Annotated in this window: 25 protein-coding genes; 14 read left to right on the top strand and 11 right to left on the bottom strand. The window is 61.9% G+C overall.

Annotated features, from left to right (window positions below; genetic code table 11):
• The first annotated feature begins 9 nt into the window (after positions 1–9).
• The 7 genes from V6093_RS12815 (at position 10) to hisC (ending at position 5,990) form a co-directional block, all read left to right on the top strand.
• Complete coding sequence (locus V6093_RS12815) at positions 10–657, top strand: phospholipid-binding protein MlaC (protein ID WP_003255123.1); 648 nt, start codon at positions 10–12, stop codon at positions 655–657.
• The gene (locus V6093_RS12810; RefSeq protein ID WP_003255122.1) at positions 654–956 is read left to right on the top strand and encodes a lipid asymmetry maintenance protein MlaB; all 303 of its coding nucleotides are present in this window, start codon (positions 654–656) and stop codon (positions 954–956) included. Before V6093_RS12815 ends, V6093_RS12810 begins: the two co-directional genes overlap by 4 nt.
• Before the next feature lie 117 nt (positions 957–1,073).
• Positions 1,074–1,313 (top strand): BolA family protein, encoded by a 240-nt coding sequence (locus V6093_RS12805; RefSeq protein WP_003255121.1) that lies wholly within the window; start codon positions 1,074–1,076, stop codon positions 1,311–1,313.
• Positions 1,314–1,336: 23 nt separating this feature from the next.
• Positions 1,337–2,602 carry a UDP-N-acetylglucosamine 1-carboxyvinyltransferase gene (murA, locus tag V6093_RS12800; RefSeq protein WP_003255119.1) on the top strand — a complete coding sequence of 422 codons (1,266 nt, stop codon included), beginning with the start codon at positions 1,337–1,339 and terminating at the stop codon, positions 2,600–2,602.
• 91 nt (positions 2,603–2,693) lie between these two features.
• Positions 2,694–3,329, top strand: coding sequence for an ATP phosphoribosyltransferase (hisG, locus tag V6093_RS12795; protein ID WP_003255118.1), 636 nt, complete (start codon positions 2,694–2,696; stop codon positions 3,327–3,329).
• 286 nt (positions 3,330–3,615) lie between these two features.
• Entirely contained in the window at positions 3,616–4,941 is a 1,326-nt protein-coding gene (gene hisD / locus V6093_RS12790; RefSeq protein ID WP_003255117.1) for a histidinol dehydrogenase, read from the top strand.
• A gap of 2 nt (positions 4,942–4,943) precedes the next feature.
• Positions 4,944–5,990 carry a histidinol-phosphate transaminase gene (gene hisC, locus V6093_RS12785; RefSeq protein WP_108078503.1) on the top strand — a complete coding sequence of 349 codons (1,047 nt, stop codon included), beginning with the start codon at positions 4,944–4,946 and terminating at the stop codon, positions 5,988–5,990.
• A gap of 533 nt (positions 5,991–6,523) precedes the next feature.
• Here hisC and V6093_RS12780 read toward each other — a convergent pair.
• Complete coding sequence (locus V6093_RS12780; RefSeq protein ID WP_143999592.1) at positions 6,524–7,708, bottom strand: alkaline phosphatase family protein; 1,185 nt, start codon at positions 7,706–7,708, stop codon at positions 6,524–6,526.
• Between the two features lie 139 nt (positions 7,709–7,847).
• Between V6093_RS12780 and V6093_RS12775 the strand changes: the two genes are divergently transcribed.
• From V6093_RS12775 to V6093_RS12760, 4 genes are all read left to right on the top strand, one after another.
• Positions 7,848–8,498: a FadR/GntR family transcriptional regulator gene (locus V6093_RS12775; RefSeq protein ID WP_004575660.1), complete on the top strand. Its 651-nt coding sequence runs from the start codon at positions 7,848–7,850 to the stop codon at positions 8,496–8,498.
• Positions 8,499–8,511: 13 nt separating this feature from the next.
• The gene (locus tag V6093_RS12770; protein WP_047605000.1) at positions 8,512–9,792 is read left to right on the top strand and encodes an MFS transporter; all 1,281 of its coding nucleotides are present in this window, start codon (positions 8,512–8,514) and stop codon (positions 9,790–9,792) included.
• A gap of 109 nt (positions 9,793–9,901) precedes the next feature.
• A complete protein-coding gene (locus tag V6093_RS12765) occupies positions 9,902–10,378 on the top strand; it encodes a nuclear transport factor 2 family protein (RefSeq protein ID WP_003255111.1) in 477 nt (158 codons plus the stop codon).
• A complete protein-coding gene (locus V6093_RS12760; RefSeq protein WP_003255109.1) occupies positions 10,371–10,712 on the top strand; it encodes a GIY-YIG nuclease family protein in 342 nt (113 codons plus the stop codon). The genes V6093_RS12765 and V6093_RS12760 overlap by 8 nt, the downstream gene beginning before the upstream one ends.
• On the opposite strand, the gene yejK is transcribed toward V6093_RS12760, so the two are convergent.
• Positions 10,660–11,667, bottom strand: a complete 1,008-nt coding sequence (yejK, locus tag V6093_RS12755) for a nucleoid-associated protein YejK (protein WP_003255108.1) — start codon at positions 11,665–11,667, stop codon at positions 10,660–10,662. The genes V6093_RS12760 and yejK overlap by 53 nt on opposite strands.
• A gap of 369 nt (positions 11,668–12,036) precedes the next feature.
• Here yejK and V6093_RS12750 point away from each other — a divergent pair, with 369 nt between their 5' ends.
• Positions 12,037–12,318, top strand: a complete 282-nt coding sequence (locus tag V6093_RS12750) for an HU family DNA-binding protein (RefSeq protein ID WP_003255106.1) — start codon at positions 12,037–12,039, stop codon at positions 12,316–12,318.
• A 47-nt stretch (positions 12,319–12,365) separates the two neighbouring features.
• Here the strand turns inward: V6093_RS12750 and rlmF are convergent, their stop codons facing one another.
• From rlmF to V6093_RS12725, 5 genes are all read right to left on the bottom strand, one after another.
• Positions 12,366–13,319: a 23S rRNA (adenine(1618)-N(6))-methyltransferase RlmF gene (gene rlmF / locus V6093_RS12745; protein WP_012051325.1), complete on the bottom strand. Its 954-nt coding sequence runs from the start codon at positions 13,317–13,319 to the stop codon at positions 12,366–12,368.
• A gap of 178 nt (positions 13,320–13,497) precedes the next feature.
• Positions 13,498–16,344: a valine--tRNA ligase gene (locus V6093_RS12740; RefSeq protein WP_004575658.1), complete on the bottom strand. Its 2,847-nt coding sequence runs from the start codon at positions 16,342–16,344 to the stop codon at positions 13,498–13,500.
• A 198-nt stretch (positions 16,345–16,542) separates the two neighbouring features.
• Positions 16,543–16,908 carry a hypothetical protein gene (locus V6093_RS12735; protein WP_003255102.1) on the bottom strand — a complete coding sequence of 122 codons (366 nt, stop codon included), beginning with the start codon at positions 16,906–16,908 and terminating at the stop codon, positions 16,543–16,545.
• A gap of 5 nt (positions 16,909–16,913) precedes the next feature.
• Positions 16,914–17,342, bottom strand: coding sequence for a DNA polymerase III subunit chi (locus V6093_RS12730; protein ID WP_010952168.1), 429 nt, complete (start codon positions 17,340–17,342; stop codon positions 16,914–16,916).
• A gap of 50 nt (positions 17,343–17,392) precedes the next feature.
• Positions 17,393–18,886 (bottom strand): leucyl aminopeptidase, encoded by a 1,494-nt coding sequence (locus V6093_RS12725; protein ID WP_047605003.1) that lies wholly within the window; start codon positions 18,884–18,886, stop codon positions 17,393–17,395.
• A 301-nt stretch (positions 18,887–19,187) separates the two neighbouring features.
• Here V6093_RS12725 and lptF point away from each other — a divergent pair, with 301 nt between their 5' ends.
• Positions 19,188–20,303, top strand: coding sequence for an LPS export ABC transporter permease LptF (lptF, locus tag V6093_RS12720; RefSeq protein WP_004575655.1), 1,116 nt, complete (start codon positions 19,188–19,190; stop codon positions 20,301–20,303).
• Positions 20,296–21,357 (top strand): LPS export ABC transporter permease LptG, encoded by a 1,062-nt coding sequence (gene lptG / locus V6093_RS12715; protein ID WP_047605004.1) that lies wholly within the window; start codon positions 20,296–20,298, stop codon positions 21,355–21,357. The genes lptF and lptG overlap by 8 nt, the downstream gene beginning before the upstream one ends.
• A 148-nt stretch (positions 21,358–21,505) precedes the next feature.
• Here lptG and V6093_RS12710 read toward each other — a convergent pair whose 3' ends face one another.
• The 4 genes from V6093_RS12710 to V6093_RS12695 all read right to left on the bottom strand — a co-directional run bounded on the left by V6093_RS12710 (position 21,506) and on the right by V6093_RS12695 (position 25,177).
• Complete coding sequence (locus tag V6093_RS12710; RefSeq protein ID WP_003255094.1) at positions 21,506–21,994, bottom strand: RDD family protein; 489 nt, start codon at positions 21,992–21,994, stop codon at positions 21,506–21,508.
• Between the two features lie 90 nt (positions 21,995–22,084).
• On the bottom strand, positions 22,085–22,294 hold the full coding sequence (locus V6093_RS12705) for a cold-shock protein (RefSeq protein ID WP_003255093.1): 210 nt from the start codon (positions 22,292–22,294) through the stop codon (positions 22,085–22,087).
• 357 nt (positions 22,295–22,651) lie between these two features.
• Positions 22,652–23,773 (bottom strand): glycine cleavage system aminomethyltransferase GcvT, encoded by a 1,122-nt coding sequence (gcvT, locus tag V6093_RS12700; protein ID WP_265978179.1) that lies wholly within the window; start codon positions 23,771–23,773, stop codon positions 22,652–22,654.
• Positions 23,774–23,800: 27 nt separating this feature from the next.
• Positions 23,801–25,177, bottom strand: coding sequence for an L-serine ammonia-lyase (locus V6093_RS12695; protein ID WP_265978180.1), 1,377 nt, complete (start codon positions 25,175–25,177; stop codon positions 23,801–23,803).
• Positions 25,178–25,287: the final 110 nt, after the last annotated feature.

Here is a 25,287-nt window from a genome sequence, read left to right as displayed (position 1 = left end):
GGAGTACCCATGATTTCGATCCTGCGACGTGGCTTGCTGGTGCTGCTGGCGGCCTTCCCCCTGCTGGCCCTGGCTGTGCAGACACCGCACGAAGTGGTTCAAAGCACCACCAATGAACTGCTCGGCGACCTCAAGGCCAACAAGGAGCAGTACAAGTCCAACCCCAACGCCTTCTATGACTCGCTCAACCGCATTCTCGGCCCGGTGGTGGATGCCGACGGTATCTCGCGTAGCATCATGACCGTGAAGTACTCGCGCAAGGCGACCCCGGAGCAGATGCAGCGCTTCCAGGAAAACTTCAAGCGCAGCCTGATGCAGTTCTATGGCAATGCCTTGCTCGAGTACAACAACCAGGGCATCACTGTCGACCCGGCTAAAGCCGATGACGGCAAACGCGCCAGTGTCGGCATGAAGGTTACCGGCAACAACGGTGCCGTGTACCCCGTGCAGTACACCCTGGAGAACATTGGCGGCGAGTGGAAGGTGCGTAACGTGATCGTCAACGGCATCAACATCGGCAAGCTGTTCCGTGACCAGTTCGCCGATGCCATGCAGCGCAACGGCAATGACCTGGACAAGACCATCGACGGCTGGGCTGGCGAAGTGGCCAAGGCCAAGCAGGCTGCCGACAACTCGCCAGAGAAGACCGTCAAATGAGCGAGGCCGCTGTAAGCATGGCAGAGCCGGGCGTGCTGCGTCTGGCTGGCGTGCTGGATTACCGCAGCGGCCCGGCCTTGCGCAAGCAAGGCAAGGTGCTGATCGATGGCTCGCGCGAGCCGCGACTGGTGCTTGATTGCTCGGCTGTCGAGAAGTCGTCGAGTGTCGGCTTGTCGTTATTGCTTGCGTACATGCGTGATGCTCAGGCCACTGGCAAGGCGTGCGAAGTGCGTGGCATGCCTGACGACATGCGGGAAATTGCCGAGGTCTATGATCTCGATGAAGTGCTGGCAAGCTAGTGGCCCGGCACGGATGATGGCCCCTCGGTCAGCGAAGCCTTCGTTGGGCTTCGCAGGCGAGGGGCTTTTTTGTATGATGGCCGACCCGTGCGCATCGGGCGCCGATTGAGGTTGAGCATGCAGGCCGTAGAAGTTAAAAGCTTCCTTGAAGAGAAATTGCCGGGTTCCCGGGTCGAAGTTGAAGGCGAAGGCTGCAACTTCCAGTTGAACGTGATCAGCGACGAGTTGGCTGGCCTGAGTCCGGTCAAACGCCAGCAGGCGATCTATGCTCACCTGAATCCGTGGATCGCCAATGGCAGCATCCATGCGGTAACCATGAAATTTTTCAGCAGCGCAGCCTGGGCTGAGCGCACCTGAGCCAACTTGGCGGCGAGACTCCAATGGACAAACTGATTATTACTGGCGGCGCTCGCCTTGACGGCGAGATCCGCATTTCGGGCGCGAAAAACGCAGCCCTGCCGATTCTGGCAGCGACCCTGCTGGCCGATGGCCCGGTCACCGTGGGCAACCTGCCGCACCTGCACGACATCACCACCATGATCGAGCTGTTCGGGCGCATGGGCATCGAGCCTGTGATCGACGAAAAGCTGTCGGTGGAGATCGATCCACGCACCATCAAGACCCTGGTCGCGCCGTACGAGCTGGTCAAGACCATGCGCGCCTCGATCCTGGTGCTGGGCCCGATGGTTGCCCGTTTCGGCGAAGCCGAAGTGGCCCTGCCTGGCGGTTGCGCCATTGGCTCGCGCCCGGTCGATCTGCACATCCGTGGCCTTGAGGCCATGGGGGCGAAGATCGAAGTGGAAGGCGGCTACATCAAGGCCAAGGCGCCTGAAGGTGGCCTGCGTGGCGCGCACTTCTTCTTCGACACCGTCAGCGTGACCGGTACCGAGAACATCATGATGGCCGCTGCCTTGGCCAAGGGCCGCAGCGTGTTGCAGAACGCCGCGCGTGAGCCTGAAGTGGTCGATCTGGCCAACTTCATCAACGCCATGGGCGGGAACATTCAGGGCGCAGGTACCGACACCATCACCATCGACGGTGTCGAACGACTGGATTCGGCCAACTACCGCGTCATGCCGGACCGCATCGAGACCGGTACCTACCTGGTTGCCGCTGCCGTGACCGGTGGCCGCGTCAAGGTCAAGGACACCGACCCTACCATCCTTGAAGCCGTGCTTGAAAAACTCAAGGAAGCGGGTGCCGACATCAACACCGGCGAGGACTGGATCGAACTGGACATGCATGGCAAGCGGCCGAAAGCCGTGAACCTGCGTACTGCCCCGTATCCGGCGTTCCCGACCGACATGCAGGCGCAGTTCATCTCGCTGAACGCCATTGCCGAAGGCACTGGCGCGGTAATCGAGACCATCTTCGAAAACCGCTTCATGCATGTTTACGAAATGCACCGCATGGGCGCGCAGATCCAGGTCGAAGGCAACACCGCCATCGTCACTGGCGTCAAGGCGCTGAAGGGTGCCCCGGTCATGGCCACCGACCTGCGTGCTTCCGCCAGCCTGGTGCTGTCGGCGCTGGTTGCCGAAGGCGATACCCTGATCGATCGCATCTACCACATCGACCGTGGTTACGAGTGCATCGAGGAAAAACTGCAGATGCTCGGCGCGAAAATCCGCCGCGTACCGGGCTAGTACCCCGCGGGTGCAAGGACGCACCTTTTGAATTGAATGCGGCCAGGTCGATGACCTGGCCGGCAGCAGCCGCTTAAGGACCGACGTTCCAATGTTGACCATCGCGCTTTCCAAAGGCCGTATTCTCGACGATACCTTGCCGTTGCTCGCCGAGGCCGGCATCGTGCCGACCGAAAACCCGGACAAGAGCCGCAAACTGATCATCCCGACCACGCAGGACGATGTGCGCCTGCTGATCGTGCGTGCCACCGACGTGCCGACCTATGTCGAGCATGGTGCTGCCGACCTGGGTGTGGCCGGCAAGGACGTGCTGATGGAGTACGGCGGCCAGGGCCTGTATGAGCCCCTGGACCTGCAGATTGCTCAATGCAAGCTGATGACCGCGGGCGTAGTCGGCGCCGCCGAGCCCAAGGGCCGCCTGCGTGTGGCCACCAAGTTCGTCAACGTAGCCAAGCGTTACTATGCCGAACAAGGTCGCCAGGTCGACATCATCAAGCTGTATGGCTCGATGGAGCTGGCGCCGCTGATCAACCTTGCCGACAAGATCATCGACGTGGTCGACACCGGCAACACCCTGCGTGCCAACGGCCTGGAACCTCAGGAACTGATCGCCACGATCAGCTCGCGCCTGGTGGTCAACAAAGCCTCCATGAAAATGCAGCACGCCCGTATCCAGAGCCTGATCGACACGCTGCGTCAAGCGGTCGAATCGCGACACCGCGGTTGACTCCTGCGCGCGACCTTCGCTGTCGCGCCCGTCTATCCGCGTCATAGCCATTTTTCTCGGGTGCCCGCGCGGATGGACTGGTAGCTTGGGATTGTGCGAAAAGTCGCCGAGCGGCGATCATGCAAGAACGAAAACAGGCGAGGAACGGCCGGGGTCGCGCCCGACTTTGCTGGTTGCAAATGAGCATTCCGAGCCTGTTTTTAACGTAGCATGATCGTCGCGCAGGCACTTTTCGCACAATCCCCTAGGGCGCCTGAGCATTCGCTAATATTACGAGGCCCTCGCCATGACCGTGTCCACTGCAATTGCCCGTCTCAACGCCGCTGATCCGGATTTCGCTCGACATCTGGATCATCTGCTGAGCTGGGAAAGTGTGTCCGATGACGCGGTCAATCAGCGCGTGCTCGACATCATCAAGGCCGTGCGTGAACGCGGTGATGCGGCGCTGGTGGAATTCACCCAGCGCTTCGATGGTGTTGACGCCAAGTCGATTGACGACCTGATCCTCAATCGCGCGCGCCTGGAACTGGCGCTGACCCGTATTACACCGGTCCAGCGCGAGGCCCTGGAAAAGGCCGCCAACCGTGTGCGCATTTATCACGAGCGGCAGAAGCAGGATTCCTGGCAGTACACCGAGGCCGACGGCACCGTGCTCGGCCAGAAGGTCACCCCGCTGGACCGTGCTGGCCTGTATGTGCCGGGCGGCAAGGCGTCGTACCCGTCGTCGGTGCTGATGAACGCCATCCCGGCCAAGGTCGCGGGCGTGGCTGAAGTGGTGATGGTGGTACCGACCCCGCGTGGTGAGGTCAACGAGCTGGTGCTGGCGGCTGCCTGCATCGCCGGTGTCGACCGGGTGTTCACCGTCGGTGGTGCCCAGGCCGTGGCTGCGCTGGCCTACGGTACTGAAAGCGTGCCGCAGGTGGACAAGATCGTCGGCCCGGGCAACATCTACGTTGCCACCGCCAAACGCCACGTGTTCGGCCAGGTAGGCATTGACATGATCGCCGGCCCCTCGGAAATTCTCGTGGTGTGCGACGGTCAGACCGACCCGGACTGGATTGCCATGGACCTGTTCTCCCAGGCCGAGCACGACGAAGACGCCCAGGCCATCCTGGTCAGCCCGGATGCCGCCTTCCTCGATCGTGTGGCTGCCAGCATCGACAAGCTGATGCCGACCATGGAACGTGCCGATATCATCGAGAAGTCGATCAATGGCCGTGGTGCGCTGATCCAGGTGCGTGACATGCAGCAGGCCATGGACGTGGCCAACCGCATTGCACCGGAGCACCTGGAGCTGTCGGTGGCCGACCCGCAAGCCTGGCTGCCACACATTCGCCACGCTGGCGCGATCTTCATGGGCCGCCACACCAGCGAAGCGCTGGGCGATTACTGCGCTGGCCCTAACCACGTGCTGCCCACTTCAGGTACCGCGCGTTTTTCGTCGCCGCTGGGGGTGTATGACTTCCAGAAGCGTTCGTCGATCATCTTCTGCTCCGAACAGGGCGCTTCCGAACTGGGCCACACTGCCTCGGTCCTGGCCCGTGGCGAGTCGCTGACCGCCCACGCCCGCAGCGCTGAATACCGTATCCTGACCCAAGAGAAGGGGAACTGAGCATGAGTCGATTCTGGAGCCCCTTCGTCAAGGACCTGGTGCCTTACGTGCCGGGCGAGCAACCCAAGCTGGCCCGCCTGGTCAAGCTGAACACCAACGAAAACCCCTATGGCCCGTCGCCCAAGGCGCTGGAGGCCATGCGCGGCGAGCTGAACGATAACCTGCGCCTGTACCCGGACCCGAACGGTGACCGTCTCAAGCAAGCGGTGGCCGAGTACTACGGCGTGACCCCGGCGCAAGTGTTTGTCGGCAACGGCTCGGACGAGGTGCTGGCGCACATCTTCCACGGCCTGTTCCAGCACGATGCGCCCCTGCTGTTCCCGGACATCAGCTACAGCTTCTACCCGGTGTACTGCGGCCTGTACGGCATTGCCTTCGAACAGGTGGCGCTGGATGAGCAGTTCCAGATCCGCATTGAGGACTACAAAAAGCCCAACGCTGGCATCATCTTCCCCAACCCCAACGCGCCGACCGGTTGCCTGATGCCGTTGCTGGTGGTGGAGCAGCTGCTGCAGGCTAACCGTGATTCGGTGGTGGTAGTGGATGAGGCCTACATCGATTTCGGTGGTGAAACGGCGATCAGCCTGGTGGACCGCTACGATAACCTGCTGGTTACCCAGACGCTGTCGAAGTCGCGCTCGCTGGCAGGGCTGCGAGTGGGCCTGGCGGTGGGGCACCCGGACCTGATCGAGGCCTTGGAGCGGATCAAGAACAGCTTCAACTCCTATCCGCTTGACCGTGCAGCTATCGTCGGTGCGGCGGTGGCGTTCGAAGACCGTGAGTACTTCGAGGACACCTGCCGCAAGGTGATAGACAGCCGCGAGGTGTTGGTCGGTCAGCTGCAGGCCAAGGGCTTTGAGGTGCTGCCGTCGGCTGCCAACTTCATCTTCGCCCGCCACCCGCAGCAGGATGCCGGCGAGCTGGCGGCACGCTTGCGCGAGCAGGGCGTGATCGTGCGTCACTTCAAGCAGCCGCGTATTGCCCAGTTCCTGCGGATCACCATCGGTACGCCGGAAATGAACCAGGCACTGCTGGATGCGTTGAGCTGACGTGTAGGAGCGGGTTTACCCGCGAATACGGTAGCGGCGGCAACGGTGAACGGCGGGTGGAAACTGGCCAGCAGGCCCGGCCCATTCGCGGGTGAACCCGCTCCTACAACAGCCTGTGCGCGTCCAATGTAGGAGCGGGTTTACCCGCGAATACGGTAGCGGCGGCAGCGGCGAACGGTCGGTGGAAATTGGCCAGCAGGCCCGGCCCATTCGCGGGTGAACCCGCTCCTACAACAGCCTGTGCGCGTCCATCGTAGGAGCGGGTTTACCCGCGAATACGGTAGCGGCGGCAGCGGCGAACGGCCGGTGGAAATTGGCCAGCAGGCCCGGCCCATTCGCGGGTGAACCCGCTCCTACAACAGCCTGTGCGCGTCCAATGTAGGAGCGGGTTTACCCGCGAATACGGTAGCGGCGGCAACGGTGAACGGCGAGTGGAAACTGGCCAGGAGGGCCGGCCCTTTCGCGGGTGAACCCGCTCCTACGGGGATCGCGCCAGCCCTTGAGGAACGACAAAACTGTTGCTTCTCAAGGGCTTAATAGCGGCGGTCTTCGATCACAAATGGCTTGGCTGCCGGCCTGTTGCGCACCGCCGCCGGTGTACCATCCAGCACCAGTACATAATCGTTCTGCTTGTCCATCCCCTCCGGATCGATCCATTGATCGTCTCTGGCCGCAACCTGGGCAACCACATGGCCGTTCTTGATAATGGTCAGATAACCCTTGGTGTTACTGTTCCAGCGTAGCCGTCCTTTGTTTTCATCGGCCCGCGCCTTGCGCACGCCGGTATCACCCAGTAAAGGCGTGCCGTCCAGTAGCCATTCCGGCTGCAGCTTGAGGCCCATGTGACGCAGCACCGTGGGCGCTACCGAGGTCTGCGCGGGAAGCCCGTACAGGCCGCCGGGCCCAGGCATCTCCACAGGAATGCTCAGCTCGGTCAGTTCCTGATTCAACGGCTTGTTGCTGGCGATGAAGATACTCTTTTCCTGCTCCGAAGCGCCGCCATGGCCTTTCCCCCAATAGTCCCGGCCATGGTTGGTGCTGACGAGTACCAGCCAGTCTTCCTGTGGGAACATGCGACGCCGCTGGTCTACCTTGTCCAATAGCCGCCCGATCTCGCTGTCGGCCTTGCGCAACGCCTGCGCATAGTGCTCACCGTAACCCCTTTGATGGCCGATCTGGTCAGGTTCGTCCAGTTGAATGAACGTGAAGTCAGCAGGTGTGTCACCCAGGATCTGCAACGTACGCGCAATCACCTGTTCATCTGGCAAACCACTTTCGCGTACATCGGCGTCATGGGCGTCCTCCAGCAGAAATGCCGTGTTGATGGGTGACCAGTTGACGATGCTGGAGAGGTAGGCATTGGGGTAGGCCAGGCGTAGCCGCTTGAACAGGCTGGGAAACGCCGGGTTGACCCGTTGCGAGTCGTCGTCCGATTCAACGCCATGCTTGTTGCTCCACACGCCGGTCAGCAAAGTGATCCAGCCAGGGCCGCTCAACGTGAGCTGCTCGCTGGCTTTACCATTGATACCCCCGGCGTAAGCCTTGCCGTAGTAAAGCCGCTGCTCCAGGTTGGTTGCATCGCCCAGTTGCAAATACTGCTGCAGTTGCACGCCATCAAGGCCGATGAGCAAGGTCTTGGGGCGGCTCGGGTGCCGGGCCGGGTCACAGCCTGGCTGCAGGGCCAGGAACAGCAGTAACAGCAAACTCGCCATTCGCATGTGGGCGCATCCTTGAAAGCACGTAACGAGCGTTGCAACAAAGGGGCATGCCCACAACTGGCAGAAATACCAGGTGGTTTACGTCTTCGCCTGCAATCCAGTAAGCTGCGGCAATTCATCGGATGATTGGTTGAGTGACATGAATACAGAGCTGACCAAGCGTTCCCTGGTGGAGTTGGCGGTAGAGCGCATGCGCGAATGCATCGTGCTGGGCGATTGGCAGGTCGGCCAGCGCCTGCCTACCGAGCCAGAGCTTGCCTTGCAACTGGGCATTAGCCGTAACACGGTGCGTGAGGCCATGCGCGTGCTGGCGTTCAGTGGCCTGGTGGAAATTCGCCAGGGAGACGGCAGCTACCTGCGCACTGCCCAGGACCCGCTGCAGGCGGTGCACGCGATGTCCCGATGTACGCTCGAGCAGGCCCGCGAGACCCGCCATATCCTCGAGGCGGAGGCCATCGGCCTGGCGGCTTTGCGTCGTAACGATGCCGACCTGCAAGCGCTGAAGGATGCCCTGGAAGGCAGTGCCGGGCACTTTCACGGCGATGTCGATGCCTATGTCGCCTGCGATCTGGTCTTCCACCAGCGGCTGGTCGATGCCGCCCATAACCCGGCATTGAGCGAGCTGTACCGTTACTTCTCCGGGGTCGTGGCTGCCGCTCTGCAACACAATATGGCCACCGTTCCGCGCTGCCAGGCCACGTTCGACTTGCATGGGCAGATCCTCGACGCCATCGAGCAACGTGACGCTGAACGGGCCAAGCGCCTGAGCCGTACCCTAATTGAATCCTGACACCGAGAAGGCCATGGCTGAATCCATCACCCGTAATACCCCATCGAACGAGCGGGATCTCGATGAGCTACTGATCGACGCTGAAGCTGACGACGAACAGGTCCAGCAACAGGCTGTGGTGTTGCGGCGGCCCTGGCTGTTGCTGCTGGGCCTGGTGCTGGTGGCCTTGAACCTGCGCCCGGCATTGTCGAGCATGGCGCCGGTGCTGGGCCAAGTATCTGAAGGCTTGGGGCTGAATGCTTCGCAGGCGGGCTTGCTGACCACCTTGCCGGTGCTCTGCCTGGGCCTGTTTGCTCCCTTGGCGCCAGTGCTGGCGCGGCGCTTTGGCAGCGAGCGGGTGATTCTTGGCATCCTCGTCACCCTGGCGCTTGGCCTCGTGGTACGAAGTACCTTTGGGGCTGTCGGGGTGTTCCTCGGCAGCCTGATGGCAGGGGCCAGCATCGGCATTATCGGCGTATTGTTGCCAGGTATCGTCAAGCGCGACTTTCCGCAACACGCTGGCACGCTGACCGGTGTATACACCATGGCATTATGCCTGGGCGCGGCCATGGCCGCGGGTGCCACCGTGCCGTTGGCCCAGCATTTCGACGGCAGCTGGGCACTAGGGTTGGGCTTCTGGGTGCTGCCGGCTTTGCTGGCCATGCTGGTGTGGCTGCCACAGGCCCGTCAGGGGCATGGGCTGCACAGGGTGGCCTATCGCGTGCGAGGCTTGTGGCGTGACCCACTGGCCTGGCAGGTGACCCTGTATATGGGCCTGCAGTCATCACTGGCCTACATCGTGTTCGGTTGGTTGCCATCGATCCTGATCGGTCGCGGCCTCAGCCCTACCGAGGCAGGGTTGGTGCTGTCAGGGTCGGTAATCGTGCAGTTGATCAGCTCGCTCAGTGCCCCCTGGCTGGCCACCCGCGGCAAGGACCAGCGGCTGGCAATCGTGCTGGTCATGTCAGGTACGCTGGCGGGGCTGTTCGGTTGCCTGTATGCGCCACTTTCCGGGTTGTGGGGGTGGGCCATTGTGCTGGGCCTGGGGCAGGGCGGTACCTTTGCCCTGGCGCTGACCTTGATCGTGCTGCGCTCGAAAGATGCCCACGTGGCGGCGAACTTGTCGAGCATGGCCCAAGGGGTGGGTTATACCCTGGCCTCGATGGGGCCTTTCGCGGTGGGCCTGGTGCATGACCTGACCGGCGGCTGGGCGGCATTGGGTTGGATTTTTGCGGTACTGGGCGTTGGCGCCGTCGTGTTCGGGCTGGGTGCCGGGCGGGCACTGCAGGTGCAGGTGACCTGCGAAAAAGTCTGAGGCCTGTTTTTGCAGTACCGTCCTCTTGCCTGCCAAGAGGAGGGTACTGGCATAAGCCATCGGGGCAGATTATCGTGCAGTTTTCGAACCTAGGACGGACAAGCCCACAATGAGCGATGCCAACCGCGCCCTGATTACCCGTTTCTACCAGGCTTTCCAGCGCCTGGATGCCGACGCCATGCTGGCCTGCTACAGCAGCGATATCGTTTTCAGCGACCCGGTGTTCGGCACCCTGCGCGGCAAGGACGCAGGCGATATGTGGCGGATGCTCACCACCCGCGCCAAGAACTTCACCCTGACATTCGACAGCATACGTGCAGATGAGCACAGTGGCAGCGCGCACTGGGTGGCTACCTACCTGTTCAGCCAGACCGGCCGTGTTGTGGTCAACGATATCCAGGCACGCTTTGTCATGCGTGATGGGCTGATTTGCCAGCATGACGATACCTTTGACCTGTGGCGCTGGTCGCGGCAAGCGTTGGGTGTTCCTGGAATGCTGCTGGGGTGGTCGCCGCTGATGCAGAACAAGGTCCGCCTGCAGGCATTCAAGGGGTTGCGCGCATTCCAGCAGGCCCAGGGTGAGTGAAGTCGTCGAACCTGCCGTTGGTAAGCCCTGGTTTGTCTATCTGGTAAGGGCAGCCAATGGCTCGTTGTATTGCGGCATCAGCGATGACCCGCAGCGTCGGTTCGCCGCGCATCAGAAAGGGCAGGGCGCCCGCTATTTCAAGACCAGCCCGGCCCAGGCGCTGGTGTACGTGGAGCAGTGGCCGGACAAGGGCGCGGCGCTGCGCCAGGAGCGGTTGGTGAAGCGGCTGCGCAAGTCAGCGAAGGAGGCACTGGTGGCCTCCTTTGGGGGCTTGGGGGAAATCAGTCCTTGCGGCGCTTCAGCTGATCCACCAAGGTTGTCGGCAGCCCCTTGATGATCAAGGTCCCCGCCGCTTCGTCATACTCCACCTTGTCCCCCAGCAAATGTGCCTCGAAGCTGATCGACAGCCCCTCGGCACGCCCGGTGAAACGGCGGAACTGATTGAGGGTGCGTTTGTCAGCAGGAATTTCCGGCGACAGGCCGTAGTCCTTGTTGCGGATGTGGTCGTAGAACGCTTTGGGGCGGTCCTCGTCGATCAGGCTGGACAGCTCTTCAAGCGTCACCGGCTCGCCCAGCTTGGTCTGGGTGGTGGCGTACTCGACCAGGGTCTGGGTCTTTTCGCGGGCGGATTCTTCCGGCAGGTCTTCGCTTTCGACGAAATCGCTGAAGGCCTTGAGCAGGGTACGCGTTTCGCCCGGGCCGTCGACGCCTTCCTGGCAGCCGATGAAGTCGCGGAAGTAATCCGACACCTTCTTGCCGTTCTTGCCCTTGATGAACGAAATATACTGCCTGGAGTTCTGGTTGTTCTTCCACTCCGACAGGTTGATGCGTGCTGCCAGGTGCAGCTGGCCCAAGTCGAGATGACGGGAAGGGGTCACGTCGAGCTCGGCATTCACCGCCACGCCTTCGCTATGGTGCAGCAGGGCGATCGCCAGGTACTCGGTCATGCCTTGCTGATAGTGGGCAAACAGGATGTGGCCGCCGGTGGACAGGTTGGACTCTTCCATCAGCTTCTGCAGATGCTCGACAGCCACGCGGCTGAAGGCGGTGAAGTCCTTTTCCCCCTCCAGGTACTGCTTCAGCCAGCCGCTCAGCGGGTAGGCGCCCGATTCGCCGTGGAAAAAGCCCCAGGCCTTGCCTTGCTTGGCGTTGTAGCTGTCATTGAGGTCGGCCAGGAGGTTTTCGATGGCATCGGAGGCAGCCAGTTCGGAGTCGCGAGCATGCAGCACGGCGGGGCTGCCATCGGGCTTTTTGTCGATCAGGTGAACGATGCAATGACGGATTGGCATGGAATTCTCGGCGAGCTGCAAAAGTTGCCAAGTTTAACCTAGACCTGAGGTGATGCAGTGGCCGTATGTTGGCAGATATGTCGGTTGTTCGTTTTTTGTTCAATTTTGTGTGTTTTCAGCTGAAACCCCCGAAAAACCTGCATTTAATCAAAGTGCGAAGCGGATATTTATCCATTCCTGTGGTAGTTTTGCGCGGTCTTGCGCCCCTCGTGTGCGCATTGCTGGCAGCATGCTGTCGTCGTGTCGAACCAAACGCCGATTTTCGTATCTACATACGCAATTGGCGCGGCCCTCCATTTCAAGGGGCTGGCCCGATAACGTCGTAGTCCGCTGCATAACCATCGAATTTGATAGGGAAGGAACACCACCATGGCATTGACCAAAGACCAACTGATTGCCGACATCGCCGAATCGATCGCCGCGCCAAAAGCCACCGCCAAGAACGCTCTGGAGCAACTGGGCCAGATCGTTGCCGACCAACTGGAAAACGGCGCTGAAATCACTCTGCCAGGCATCGGCAAGCTGAAAGTCTCCGAGCGTCCTGCCCGTACCGGCCGCAACCCTTCGACTGGCGCTGCCATCGAAATCGCTGCCAAGAAAGTCGTCAAGTTCGTTCCAGCCAAAGTGCTGACCGACGCTATCAACAAGTAATTGTTGTTTTGACGAAACCGCGCCCGGCTTGCCCGGGCGCGGTTTTTTCATGCCTGTGATTTACGCTGGGCGTGCCAGGCCTGGCGTGCGGCGTCGTCATGGAAGCTCCAGGCGACCATGCGGCTCTGTTTCTGCCCCTGGCCCATCTCGATGATGCGCACGGCCTTGGCGCCGGACTTCTTCAACGCGGCCTCGATGCCCGGCAGGTTGCTGGCCTTGGACACCAGGCTGGTGAACCACAGCACCCGTTCGGCGTACTGCACGCTTTCGCCAATCAACTGGGTGACAAAGCGGATTTCGCCACCTTCGCACCACAGTTCATTGTTCTGGCCACCGAAGTTCAGCACCGGCAGCTTGCGTTTGGGGTCCTGCTTGCCGAGGTTCTTCCATTTGCGCTGGCTGCCGCGGGTGGCTTCGTCGCGTGAGGCATGGAAGGGCGGGTTGCACAGGGTCAGGTCAAAGCGTTCGCCCTCCTGCAGCAGGCCGCTGAGGATGTGCGCTCGGTTGGCCTGCTGGCGCAGGGTAATGGCTTTGCCCAGGCCATTGGCCTGGACGATAGCCTTGGCCGAGGCCAGAGCCACGGGGTCGATGTCTGAACCGAGGAAGCGCCAGCGGTAGTCGCTGTGGCCCAGCAGTGGATAGATGCAGTTGGCCCCCACGCCGACGTCCAGCGCGCGCACTTGGGTGCCCCTTGGGACGTCGCCAGCATTGTCATCGGCCAACAGGTCGGCGGCTACGTGGATGTAGTCGGCACGGCCAGGAATGGGCGGGCACAGGTAATCGGCTGGGATGTCCCAGTGCTGGATGCCGTACTGGGCCTTGAGCAGTGCACGGTTGAACACGCGGACGGCTTCGGGGTTGGCAAAGTCGATGCTGGGCTTGCCGTGGGGGTTGGTGATGGTGAAACGGGCCAGGTCAGGGTGGGCCTTGATAAGGCTGGGGAAGTCGTAGCGACCCTGGTGGCGGTTGCGCGGGTGCAGGGTGGGTTTGTTCGGGGTCATGGCAGTGTCCAGCCCTATACGAGCGGTGGCTTGAAGAACCTGGGGCTGCTACGCAGCCCTTTCGCGACACAAGGCCGCTCCCACAGGGTGGTGGCGCCTTGAAGGTTGGCGCCGTCCTGTGGGAGCGGCCTTGTGTCGCGAAAGGGCCGTGCAGCGGCCCCAACGGTCTCTCTAGTGATTACAGCGCTGCAATCCGCGCATGCTGCTCGGTGAAGTTGGCCAGGGCCTGTTCGGACTCGGCCAGCTTGGCGCGTTCCTTCTCGATCACCGCAGGCGGGGCCTTGTCGACGAAGGCTGCGTTGGACAGCTTGCCGCCAACACGTTGCACTTCACCTTGCAGGCGCTGGATTTCCTTGTTCAGGCGCGCCAGCTCGGCATCCTTGTCGATCAGCCCGGCCATTGGCACCAGCACTTGCAGGTCACCGACCAGGGCGGTAGCGGACAGCGGCGCTTCGTCGGCATCACCCAGTACGGTGAACGACTCGACCTTGGCCAGCTTCTTCAGCAGCGCTTCGTTTTCCTGTAGGCGGCGCTGGTCGTCGGCGTTGGCGTTCTTCAGGAACAGCGGCAGCGGCTTGCCGGGGCCGATGTTCATTTCGGCGCGGATATTACGCAGGCCGACCATCAACTCTTTCAGCCACTCGATGTCGCCTTCGGCGGCGGCGTCAATGCGCGTTTCGTTGGCCACTGGCCATGGCTGCAGCATGATGGTCTTGCCGTCGATGCCGGCCAGCGGCGCGATGCGCTGCCAGATTTCTTCGGTGATGAACGGCATGAACGGATGCGCAAGACGCAGTGCCACCTCCAGCACGCGCACCAAGGTGCGGCGGGTGCCACGGGCGCGCTCTACCGGGGCGTTTTCGTCCCACAGTACCGGTTTGGACAGCTCCAGGTACCAGTCGCAGTACTGGTTCCAGATGAACTCGTACAGCGCCTGGCTGGCCAGGTCGAAGCGGAACTGCTCCAGCTGGCGGGTTACTTCGGCTTCGGTACGCTGAAGTTGCGAGATGATCCAGCGGTCTGCCAGCGACAGCTCGTAGGCTTCGCCGTTCTGGCCGCAGTCTTCACCCTTGTCCAGCACGTAGCGGGCAGCGTTCCAGATCTTGTTGCAGAAGTTGCGGTAGCCTTCGACGCGGCCCATGTCGAACTTGATGTCGCGGCCTGTCGAGGCCAGCGAGCAGAAGGTGAAGCGCAGGGCGTCGGTGCCGTAGCTGGCAATACCTTCGGGGAACTCGGCCTTGGTCTGCTTGGCGATCTTCTCGGCAAGCTTGGGCTGCATCATGCCGCTGGTGCGTTTTTCCAGCAGGGCGTCGAGGGTGATGCCGTCGACGATGTCCAGCGGGTCCAGCACGTTGCCCTTGGACTTGGACATCTTCTGGCCCTGGCCGTCACGTACCAGGCCGTGCACGTACACGGTCTTGAACGGTACCTGCGGGGTGCCGTCTTCGTTCTTGATCAGGTGCATGGTCAGCATGATCATGCGCGCAACCCAGAAGAAGATGATGTCGAAGCCAGTCACCAGCACGTCGGTGGAGTGGAACTTCTTGAGGAATTCGGTCTGTTCCGGCCAGCCCAGGGTGGAGAATGTCCACAGGCCCGAGCTGAACCAGGTGTCGAGTACGTCGTCATCCTGACGCAGGACCACGTCGGCGCCCAGCTTGTGCTTGGCGCGCACTTCTTCCTCGTTGCGGCCAACGTAGACCTGGCCGGCCTCGTCGTACCACGCAGGAATGCGGTGGCCCCACCACAGTTGGCGGCTGATGCACCAGTCCTGGATATCGCGCATCCAGGAGAAGTACATGTTCTCGTATTGCTTGGGCACGAACTGGATACGGCCATCTTCCACGGCGGCGATGGCAGGCTCTGCCAGCGGCTTGGTGGAAACGTACCACTGGTCGGTCAGCCACGGCTCGATGACCGTGCCGGAGCGGTCGCCTTTCGGCACTTTCAGGGCGTGGTCGTCGATGCTGACCAGCAGGCCCTGGGCGTCCAGGTCGGCGACGATCTGCTTGCGCGCGACAAAGCGGTCAAGGTTGGCGTACTGGGCCGGCAGTTGGGTGTCGACCTGCTCGTTAACGCTGCCGTCGAGGTTGAAGGCCTGGGCGCTGGCCAGCACGAAGGCGTTCTTGTCGAAGATGTTCAGCAGCGGCAGGTTATGACGCTTGCCGACTTCGTAGTCGTTGAAGTCGTGGGCCGGGGTGATCTTCACGCAACCGGTACCGAACTCGGGGTCGCAGTAGTCATCGGCGATGATCGGGATGCGGCGGCCGACCAATGGCAGTTCGACGAATTTGCCGATCAGTGCCTGGTAGCGTTCGTCGTTCGGGTTGACGGCCACGGCAGCGTCACCCAGCAGGGTTTCCGGACGCGTGGTGGCAACTACCAGGTAGTCCTGGCCTTCGGCGGTCTTGGCGCCGTCGGCCAGCGGGTAGCGCAGGTTCCACAGGTGGCCTTTCTCGTCGTGGTTTTCCACTTCGAGGTCGGAGATGGCCGTGTGCAGCTTGGTGTCCCAGTTGACCAGGCGCTTGCCGCGGTAGATAAGGCCGTCTTCATGCAGGCGCACGAACGCTTCTTTAACCGCTTCGGAGAGGCCGTCGTCCATGGTGAAGCGCTCGCGGCTCCAGTCTACCGATGAGCCCAGGCGGCGAATCTGGCGGCTGATGTTGCCGCCGGACTGATCCTTCCATTCCCAGACTTTTTCCAGGAACTTTTCGCGGCCCAGGTCATGACGGTTCTGGCCTTTGGCTTCAAGTTGGCGCTCGACCAGCATCTGCGTGGCGATACCCGCGTGATCGGTACCCGGCTGCCACAGGGTGTCGCGGCCTTGCATGCGGCGGAAACGGATCAGGGCGTCCATGATCGCGTTGTTGAACCCGTGGCCCATGTGCAGGCTGCCGGTTACGTTCGGCGGCGGGATCATGATGGTGTAGGACTCGCCTGCACCTTGTGGAGCGAAATAGTTCTCGGACTCCCAGGTGTTGTACCAGGAAGTTTCGATTGCGTGCGGCTGGTAGGTCTTATCCATGCGCGGCGGGACCCTGTGCATTTATTCGGGAAAGCCGGGAAGTATAACCAAGCTGGGGGCCGCAGGCGACAAGCTGCTGACAACTGTGGGAACAGAGTCGCCTGCTTCGCGGGCAAGTCCGCTCTTACGGGCAAAGCGCAGGCTCAGAACCTGTGGGAGTGGGCGCGCCCGCGAAGCAGGCGACACCGTTGCCCGGTTCTACTCGGAACGCTTGATCAGCCGCTCGATCCGCGCATCCAGCCGGCGCTTGATTTCGTTCTCGATATGCGGGGTAAAGTCGTTGATCACGTCCTGCATGATCATCTGCGCTGCGGCGCGCAGCTCGCTTTCCAGGTGCAGCAGGGTGTCCTGGCGGCGGGTCTGCGGGTCGTCCTCGGGTTCGGCAGCTACAGGTTCGGCGGGCGCCGCGGGGTCGCTGGCGGCTTCGTCCAGCAGCAACGGAATCTGCTCTACCGTCTCGGTGAGCAGCGGCGGTTGCAGGTCGGCGTCGCCAAGCAGCTGACGGATCGACTCGAGGTCATCGAGCAGATGGGCGGAATCGGGCAAAGGGGAGGGCTTGTCCATCGTCGTCAAAGTCGCTGTAAGCGGTGGTCTTGCAGAGCATAGCCCTGTTCACGGTAGAAACGGAATCGCTCACGGGCTGATTGGCGGATAGCCGGCTCTTCAACAACGATTTCGGCCACCCGCTCGAACTGCCCGACAAAGCCCGGCACGCTGGCGCCGAGGTTGATCAGCAGGCCGTGGTGCTCGCCGGCGTTGTCAGCCAGGCCCAGAACCACGTCAGCATCGGCATGCACCTCGGCGAGGTCGTGGGGCACGAAGGCCTCGCCCTTGAAGCGCCACAAGCGTTGGTCCAGTTCACTGCGCTGTTCTGCATCCTGGCAGTGCAGATAGACCCGGTGGCCGAGGCGCCAGGCCTTCTCGCACAGCTTGCAGGCGAAATCGAGCCGCGCCGACAGCGAGTCGGTGGGCAGAATGTAGAAGTCGACTTTGCTCATGGTGGGAATCGCCGGCCGGTGGCGCGCAAGGCACCACCGGCTTCACGGCTTCAGGCGCCAGCGCGGTCCAGCAGGTACTGGGTCAGCAGAGGTACCGGGCGGCCAGTGGCGCCTTTGTCCTTGCCGCCACTGACCCAGGCGGTACCGGCAATGTCCATGTGCGCCCAGTTGTAGGCTTTGGCGAAGCGCGACAGGAAGCAACCCGCGGTGATCGTACCGGCCTTCGGCCCACCGATGTTGCCCATGTCGGCGAACGGGCTGTCCAGCTGCTCCTGGTATTCATCGAACAGCGGCAGCTGCCAGGCACGGTCGTCGGCGCGCTTGCCGGCATCGAGCAACTGCCCGACCAGGTCGTCGTTATTGCCCATCAGGCCGGAGGTGTGGCTGCCCAGGGCGACGATGCAGGCGCCGGTCAGGGTGGCGATGTCGATCACCGCCTGCGGCTTGAAGCGCTCGGCGTAGGTCAGGGTGTCGCACAGCACCAGGCGGCCTTCAGCGTCGGTGTTGAGGATTTCCACGGTCTGACCGCTCATGGTGGTGACGATGTCACCTGGGCGGGTGGCACCGCCGCTTGGCATGTTCTCGGCGCAGGCCAGCAGGCACACCAGGTTGATCGGCAGTTGCAGCTCGAGCACTGCACGCAGGGTGCCGAACACGCTGGCGGCGCCGCACATGTCGTACTTCATTTCATCCATGCCGGCGCCTGGCTTGAGGCTGATGCCGCCAGTGTCGAAGGTAATGCCTTTACCCACCAGCACGAATGGTTTGTCGGCCTTTTTGCCGCCCTGGTAATTGAGCACGATCAGGCGTGGCGGCTGGTCGCTGCCCTGGCCCACGGCGTAGAACGCGCCCATGCCCAGGTCCTTGATCTTTTTCTCGTCCAGCACTTCAACCTTGAGGGCCTTGTGCGCCTTGCCCAGTTCCTTGGCCTGTTCGGCCAGGAAGCTTGGGTGGCAAAGGTTGGGTGGCAGGTTGCCGAGGTCACGGGTGAAGGCCATGCCGCTGGCGATGGCGCTGGCATGCTTGACCGCACGCTCGACTTCGGCCTGGCCGGCTTTGTCGGCCAGCAGGGTGACCTTTTTCAGCGCACGCGGCTCGGCTTTCTGGCTTTTGAAACGGTCGAACACATATTCGCCGTCCAGCAGGGTTTCGGCCAGCAGGCGGTATTTGCCGTAATGGGCGTCGCGGTTGCTGACTGAGATATCGTCCAGGGCCAATACTGCGTCAGCGCCGTTCAGGCCCTTGAGCACGCCAGCGACACTGGCCACCAGTTTGCGCCAGGCGCGGTCGCCCAGGGCTTCTTCCTTGCCGCTGCCCACCAGCAGCACGCGCTCGGCCTTCAGGCCCGGAAGGTTCTGTAGCAGCAGGGTCTGGCCCGGCTTGCCGGCCAGGTCGCCGCGCTTGAGCACGGCGCTGATGGCGCCTTCGCTGGCCTGGTCGACAGCCTTGGCAACAGCGCCGAGCTTGCGGTTTTCACCTACCGGAAGGACCAGTGTGGCGGTTTTTACGGATGCAGCAGCTACGCTTTTTACAACCAGTTCCATGTCAGGATCCCCGAATGATCGATACGAATGGCGCTGTGTGTTCCAGCGCTCTGGACGGGCCTGGCCGCGTCGTCGCGCACCAGCGGAAAAGCTGCCAGTTTGAGCCTGTGGCAAGCGTGCTGACAACCCCGTTGTGCACCTTCGTACGCGGCCAAGTGACAGGGGCGGTCAATCACAGGATAATGCGCGCACTTTACATGGAGGTTCGCCTTTGGCGAACCGGCATTGGTCTTGGATGTACTAAGTCATTGTTTGGCGCCATTGCATGGCAGTCCGCCCTGACAACCCAGGAGTGTCTGGTTTGATCGTCTTTCGTTATCTGTCCCGCGAGGTCCTGGTCACCTTGAGCGCCGTCAGCGCTGTGCTGTTGGTGATCATCATGAGCGGGCGCTTCATCAAGTACCTGGCCCAGGCTGCCCAGGGCGTGCTCGACCCTGGCGTGTTGTTCCTGATCATGGGCTTCCGCTTGCCAGGCTTCCTGCAACTGATCCTGCCTCTGGGGCTGTTCCTCGGCATCCTCCTGGCTTACGGGCGCCTGTACCTGGAAAGTGAGATGACCGTGCTGTCGGCCACTGGCATGAGCCAGCAGCGCCTGCTGGGCATGACCATGGCGCCGGCTGCCCTGGTTGCCTTGCTGGTGGCCTGGCTGAGCCTGAGCCTGGCCCCGCTGGGCGTGGCCCAGGTGCAGCAGATCATCAGCCAGCAGGATGCCCTGACCGAGTTCGACACCTTGGTGCCGGGCCGCTTCCAGACCTTGCGTGATGGTTCGCGGGTAACCTATACCGAGCAATTGTCGGATGACCGCATCAACCTGGGCGGGGTGTTCATCTCCGAGAAGCGCTTCAATCAGGACAAGACCAAGGACCGCGCCCCCTCGGTGCTGGTCGCCGAGAAGGGCCACCAGGAAATCCAGGCCGACGGCAACCGCTACCTGGTGCTGGAAAACGGTTACCGCTACGACGGCAACCCGGGCCAGGCCGACTACCGCGCCATCAAATATGACACCTACGGCGTGCTGCTGCCCAAGCCGGAAGTCGCCGAGGAAGTGACCGAGCGCGAAGCGCTTCCCACCTCCGAACTGATCGGCAAGGAGGGCCTGCGTGAGCGCGCCGAGCTGCAATGGCGGTTGTCGCTGCCGATCCTGGTGTTCGTCGTCACCCTGCTGGCGGTGCCGCTGTCGCGGGTCAACCCGCGCCAGGGCCGTTTCCTCAAGCTGCTGCCGGCAATTCTTCTGTACATGGCCTACCTGACAATGCTGATTTCCGTACGCGGCGCCCTCGAGAAGGGCAAACTGCCGATCGCCCTGGGCATGTGGTGGGTACACGGTCTGTTCCTGCTGATCGGCCTTGGCCTGATGTACTGGGAGCCGCTGCGCCTCAAACGCGCCGCCCGCCGTGCGGAGGTGGCCCATGGCTAAGCTCGATCGCTACATCGGCCAGAGCGTGCTGCTGGCCATCCTGGCCGTGCTGGGGATCATCCTCGGCCTGGCTTCGCTTTTCGCCTTCATCGATGAGATGGGCGACCTGAGTGACACCTACACGGTGATGGAAGCAGGCAACTTTGTCCTGCTTACTGCACCTCGGCGGCTGTATGAAATGCTGCCAATGGCCGCCCTGATCGGTTGCCTGATCGGCCTGGGCAGTCTGGCCAGCAGCAGCGAGCTGACCATCATGCGTGCGGCCGGCGTGTCCATCGGTCGTATCGTCTGGGCGGTGATGAAACCCATGCTGGTGCTGATGCTGGTGGGGCTGCTGATTGGCGAATATGTGGCACCGGTGACCGAGAACAAGGCTCAGGCCGACCGTTCCCTGGCCCAAGGTGGTGGTGAAGCACAAAGTTCCAAACGTGGCATGTGGCACCGCCAGGGCGAGGAGTATGTGCACATCAACGCCGTACAGCCCAATGGCCTGCTGCTGGGCGTGACGCGCTACCGCTTCGACAGCGAGCGCAAGATTGTCACCTCGAGCTTTGCCCGCCGTGCGCAGTACCAGAACGACCACTGGCTGCTCGCTGATGTGCGTACCACCTATTTCCGTGGCGACCACACCGAGGTGGTCAACGCGCCGGAGGAGCGCTGGGATGTTTCGCTCACCCCAGAACTGCTCAATACCGTGATCCTCGCGCCGGAGTCGCTTTCGATTACCGGCTTGTGGGACTACATCCACTACCTGTCTGACCAGGGCCTGAACAACTCCCGATACTGGCTGGCATTCTGGACCAAGGTGCTGCAGCCGATGGTAACGGCGGCCCTGGTGCTGATGGCGATCTCGTTCATCTTTGGCCCGCTGCGTTCGGTTACCCTTGGTCAGCGCGTGTTCACGGGTGTGCTGGTGGGCTTCGTGTTTCGCATTGGCCAGGACCTGCTCGGGCCTTCGAGCCAGGTATTCGGCTTCCCGCCGCTGCTGGCGGTGGTGATACCGGCGGGCATCTGTGCCTTGGCCGGTGTGTGGTTGTTGCGCCGGGCAGGGTAATAGCCAGAGCTGCACAAGAAAGCCGACCTCAGGGTCGGCTTTTTCATGGCTGTTTATCTGGCCCGGCGCGTTCGCGGGCAAACCCGCGCCTACAGGTATCGCGCAGGCATCAGGAAAGGGCCCGAACCGGCAACGCCAATCCTCTGGCTCATTTCTTCTGTTTAGGCACCCGCACCAGCTGGCTTTCCGAATAGATGTCATGCCAACCACGCTTGCGCTTGTCGATCAGCACCCAGAAAAAACCCAGCCCCAGGCACAGCCACGAGGCAATCGACACGACGAACCGCAAGAGCGCCTGCCACAGGCTGATGGCCGAGCCATCGGCATTCTGCACCCGAACGCCCCATACCTGCATACCCAGCGTCTGCCCACCGTGGGTCCAGAACTTGGCAAAAAAGCCGAACAGGGCAAACAGCAGTACCGTAGACAGCAATGGGTCGCCATCCAGTGCACCGGCCTCGGTCAGCTCGCGCATACGTGCTTCGCCGATGATCGACATCTGAATCATCTTGTAGGCGCCGGCGGTCACGATCAGCAGCGCGGTGCACAGTAGAAAGTCATAGAACATCGCTGCCAGGCGCCGGCCCAGGCCGACCGGCGGAAAATCACCCTGGGGTGTGAGCAGAGGCTTGGACATGCAGGACAGCTCCAGAAGACGAGCCTGCTATTCTACGGGCAAAAAAAAACCCCTGCACTTGGCAGGGGCTTTTCAAAGTCTGGCGCTGGATCAGACAGGTTGAACCTTGTCAGCCTGCATGCCTTTCTGGCCCTGAACTGCTTCAAAGGTAACCTTCTGGCCTTCTTTCAGGCTTTTGAAGCCGCTACCTTCGATAGCGCGGAAGTGCACGAACAGATCCGGACCGCTTTCTGGGGTGATGAAGCCGTAACCTTTTTCGTCATTGAACCACTTGACGGTACCGTTCTGACGCTCAGCCATTGTCTTATTTCCTATGAAGCTTAAATTTTGATGACAGTTTCTTTCGCACTTTTTTGTAAGCGAAAGATTACTGGGCTGGGTTGCAGGAAGTAAGAGACGTCGAACGGGTTGTAGCAAATCTCGGCTACTGGCCCAGGTCACGAACTGTTGCGACCCATGCAAACACAGTGCAGTGACTCTACGCCAACTCCCGAGCGAAAAACAAGCCCTTGGTCGTATGGAAAACTGGCCGCTTGCCGATAACCGACCGATTTGTCGGAAACGGCATGGCGCCTGGCCTGGCGCCATGTTCAAAAGTTATTGGGCAGGTTCGAAAACGAATATGTCGACGCTGCCCAAAACCTTCACAAAGCTGTTTCAGCCACGGTAGTAACGTGGTGTCACGAAAGGCATTTTGCTGACTTTCAAGGCCACCTTCTTTCCACGCACCACGGCAAACAGCTCGGTGTCGAGTGCAGCATGTTCACTATCGATATAACCCATTGCGACAGGTGCGGCGAGTGTCGGGCCAAAGCCCCCGCTGCACACTTTGCCTACCGGTTTATCGTTTGCGTCGACAATGTCCGCACCTTCACGAACAGGCGTACGCTCCTGCGGCAACAGGCCGACACGTTTGCGCGCAACACCATCGCGCACGTGGGCGAAGATCGTCTCGGCACCCGGGAAGCCGGCAGCCCGTGCACCCTCGGCACGGCGCACCTTGGAAATTGCCCACAGCAGGCTGGCTTCGATCGGCGTAGTCTCGCTGTTCATGTCGTGGCCATACAGGCACAGGCCAGCTTCCAGGCGCAGCGAGTCGCGTGCGCCCAAGCCGATCGGCTGTACTTCCGGCTCGGCCAGCAGGCGGCGAGCCAGGGCGTCGGCAGCGTTGACCGGTACCGAGATCTCGTAGCCGTCTTCGCCGGTGTAGCCCGAGCGGCTGACGAAGCAGTCCACACCCAGCAGTGTTACTCGGCGGAACTGCATGAAGGTCATGCCGGCCACTTCTGGAGCCAGGCGTTCCAGCACCTTGACTGCAGCCGGGCCTTGCAGGGCGAGCAGGGCACGCTCCTCGAACAGCGGCTGCACCTCGCAACGGTTGCCAATGTGGGATTGCAGGTGAGCCAGGTCCTGCTCCTTGCAGGCGGCGTTGACTACCAGGAACAGGGTGTCCTCGCCCAGGTTGGCCACCATCAGGTCGTCGAGAATGCCGCCTTGCTCATTGGTGAACATGGCATAACGCTGCATGCCCACCGGCAGGTCGATGATGTCCACCGGTACCAGGCTTTCCAGCGCCTTGGCGGCGTCAGCGCCACGCAGAACGATCTGGCCCATGTGCGAGACGTCGAACAGGCCGGCCTGCTCGCGGGTGTGCAGGTGTTCCTTGAGCACGCCCAGCGGGTACTGCACCGGCATGTCGTAGCCGGCGAACGGCACCATGCGTGCACCCAGTTCCAGGTGCAAGGCATGCAGTGGGGTCTTGAGCAGTGTTTCGGACATCGATGACTCCTTGCTGTCATTGTTGGGTCAACATTCGATGATGTTGACGGCCAGGCCGCCACGGGCGGTCTCTTTGTATTTGCTTTTCATGTCGGCGCCGGTCTGGCGCATGGTGCGGATGACCTTGTCCAGCGACACGTAGTGCTGCCCGTCGCCGCGCAGGGCCATGCGTACCGCGTTGATGGCCTTCACCGAGCCCATGGCATTGCGCTCGATACAGGGCACCTGTACGAGGCCGCCTATCGGGTCGCAGGTCAGGCCCAGGTTGTGTTCCATGCCTATTTCGGCTGCGTTCTCCACCTGCTGCACGCTACCGCCCATCACTTCGCACAGCGCCCCAGCGGCCATCGAACAGGCAACGCCGACCTCGCCCTGACAGCCCACTTCGGCCCCGGAGATGGAGGCGTTTTCCTTGTACAGGATGCCGATGGCTGCGGCGGTGAGCAGAAAGCGCACCACCCCGTCCTCGCTGGCACCGGGGACGAAGCGCATGTAGTAGTGAAGGACTGCCGGGACGATGCCCGCTGCACCATTGGTAGGGGCGGTGACCACACGACCGCCGTAGGCGTTTTCCTCGTTCACCGCCAAGGCGTAGAGGTTGACCCAGTCGAGCACTGACAGGGCATCACGCAGGCTGGCTTCCGGGTGGCCGCTCAGTTGGCGGTACAGGGCCGGTGCGCGGCGTTTGACCTTGAGCCCTCCCGGTAATATGCCCTCATGCTGGCAACCTGCCGCGACGCAATCTTGCATCACCTGCCAGATGCGCAGCAGCCCGGCTCGGGTTTCTGCTTCAGGGCGCCAGGCGTTCTCGTTGGCCAGCATGACCTGGCTCACCGACAGGTCATGCGCGGTGCAGTGGCCGAGGAGCGCCTTGGCGGTCTTGAACGGATAGGCCAGCACCGTGGTGTCTTCGACGATGCGGTCATGGCCGGCAGCGTCCTCGTCGACCACGAAACCACCGCCTACCGAGTAATACTCGCGGCTTCGGATTTGCAGGCCTGCGTCGTCGAAGGCGCGAAATATCATGCCGTTGGGGTGGTAGTCCAACGGCTTGCGGATCATCGCCAGGTGCTGCTTTTCGATAAACGCAATGCTGTGTTCGCCCAGCAGGTTGATGCGTCCGCTGTCGCGGATGACCTGCAGGCGGGCGGGAATGCTGTCGGTGTCGATAATGTCCGGGTGTTCGCCTTCAAGGCCCAGCAGCACGGCTTTGTCACTGCCGTGGCCTTTGCCTGTGGCGCCCAGTGAGCCATACAGCTCGGCTTTGACGCTGGCAGTGCGGGCCAGCAGGCCGTCACGGCGCAGCCCTTCGGCAAACCGCGCAGCGGCGCGCATCGGGCCGACCGTGTGGGAGCTGGAGGGGCCGATGCCGATCTTGAACAGGTCGAAGACGCTCAGTGACATGTTGACCTCCTGCCAGTTTGTTGGGCGGACGTTGAGCCCTGTAGGCGCGGGTTTATCCGCGAATGCGGTGGTATTGCCACCCTCGCATTCGCGGGTAGACCCGCGCCTAC

The sequence above is a fragment of the Pseudomonas putida group bacterium ESBL64 genome, from assembly GCF_045277175.1.
Lineage (GTDB): Bacteria > Pseudomonadota > Gammaproteobacteria > Pseudomonadales > Pseudomonadaceae > Aquipseudomonas > Aquipseudomonas alloputida.
Note: the sequence above shows the minus strand (reverse complement) of the source record. Positions and strands in the feature narration are given on the sequence as shown.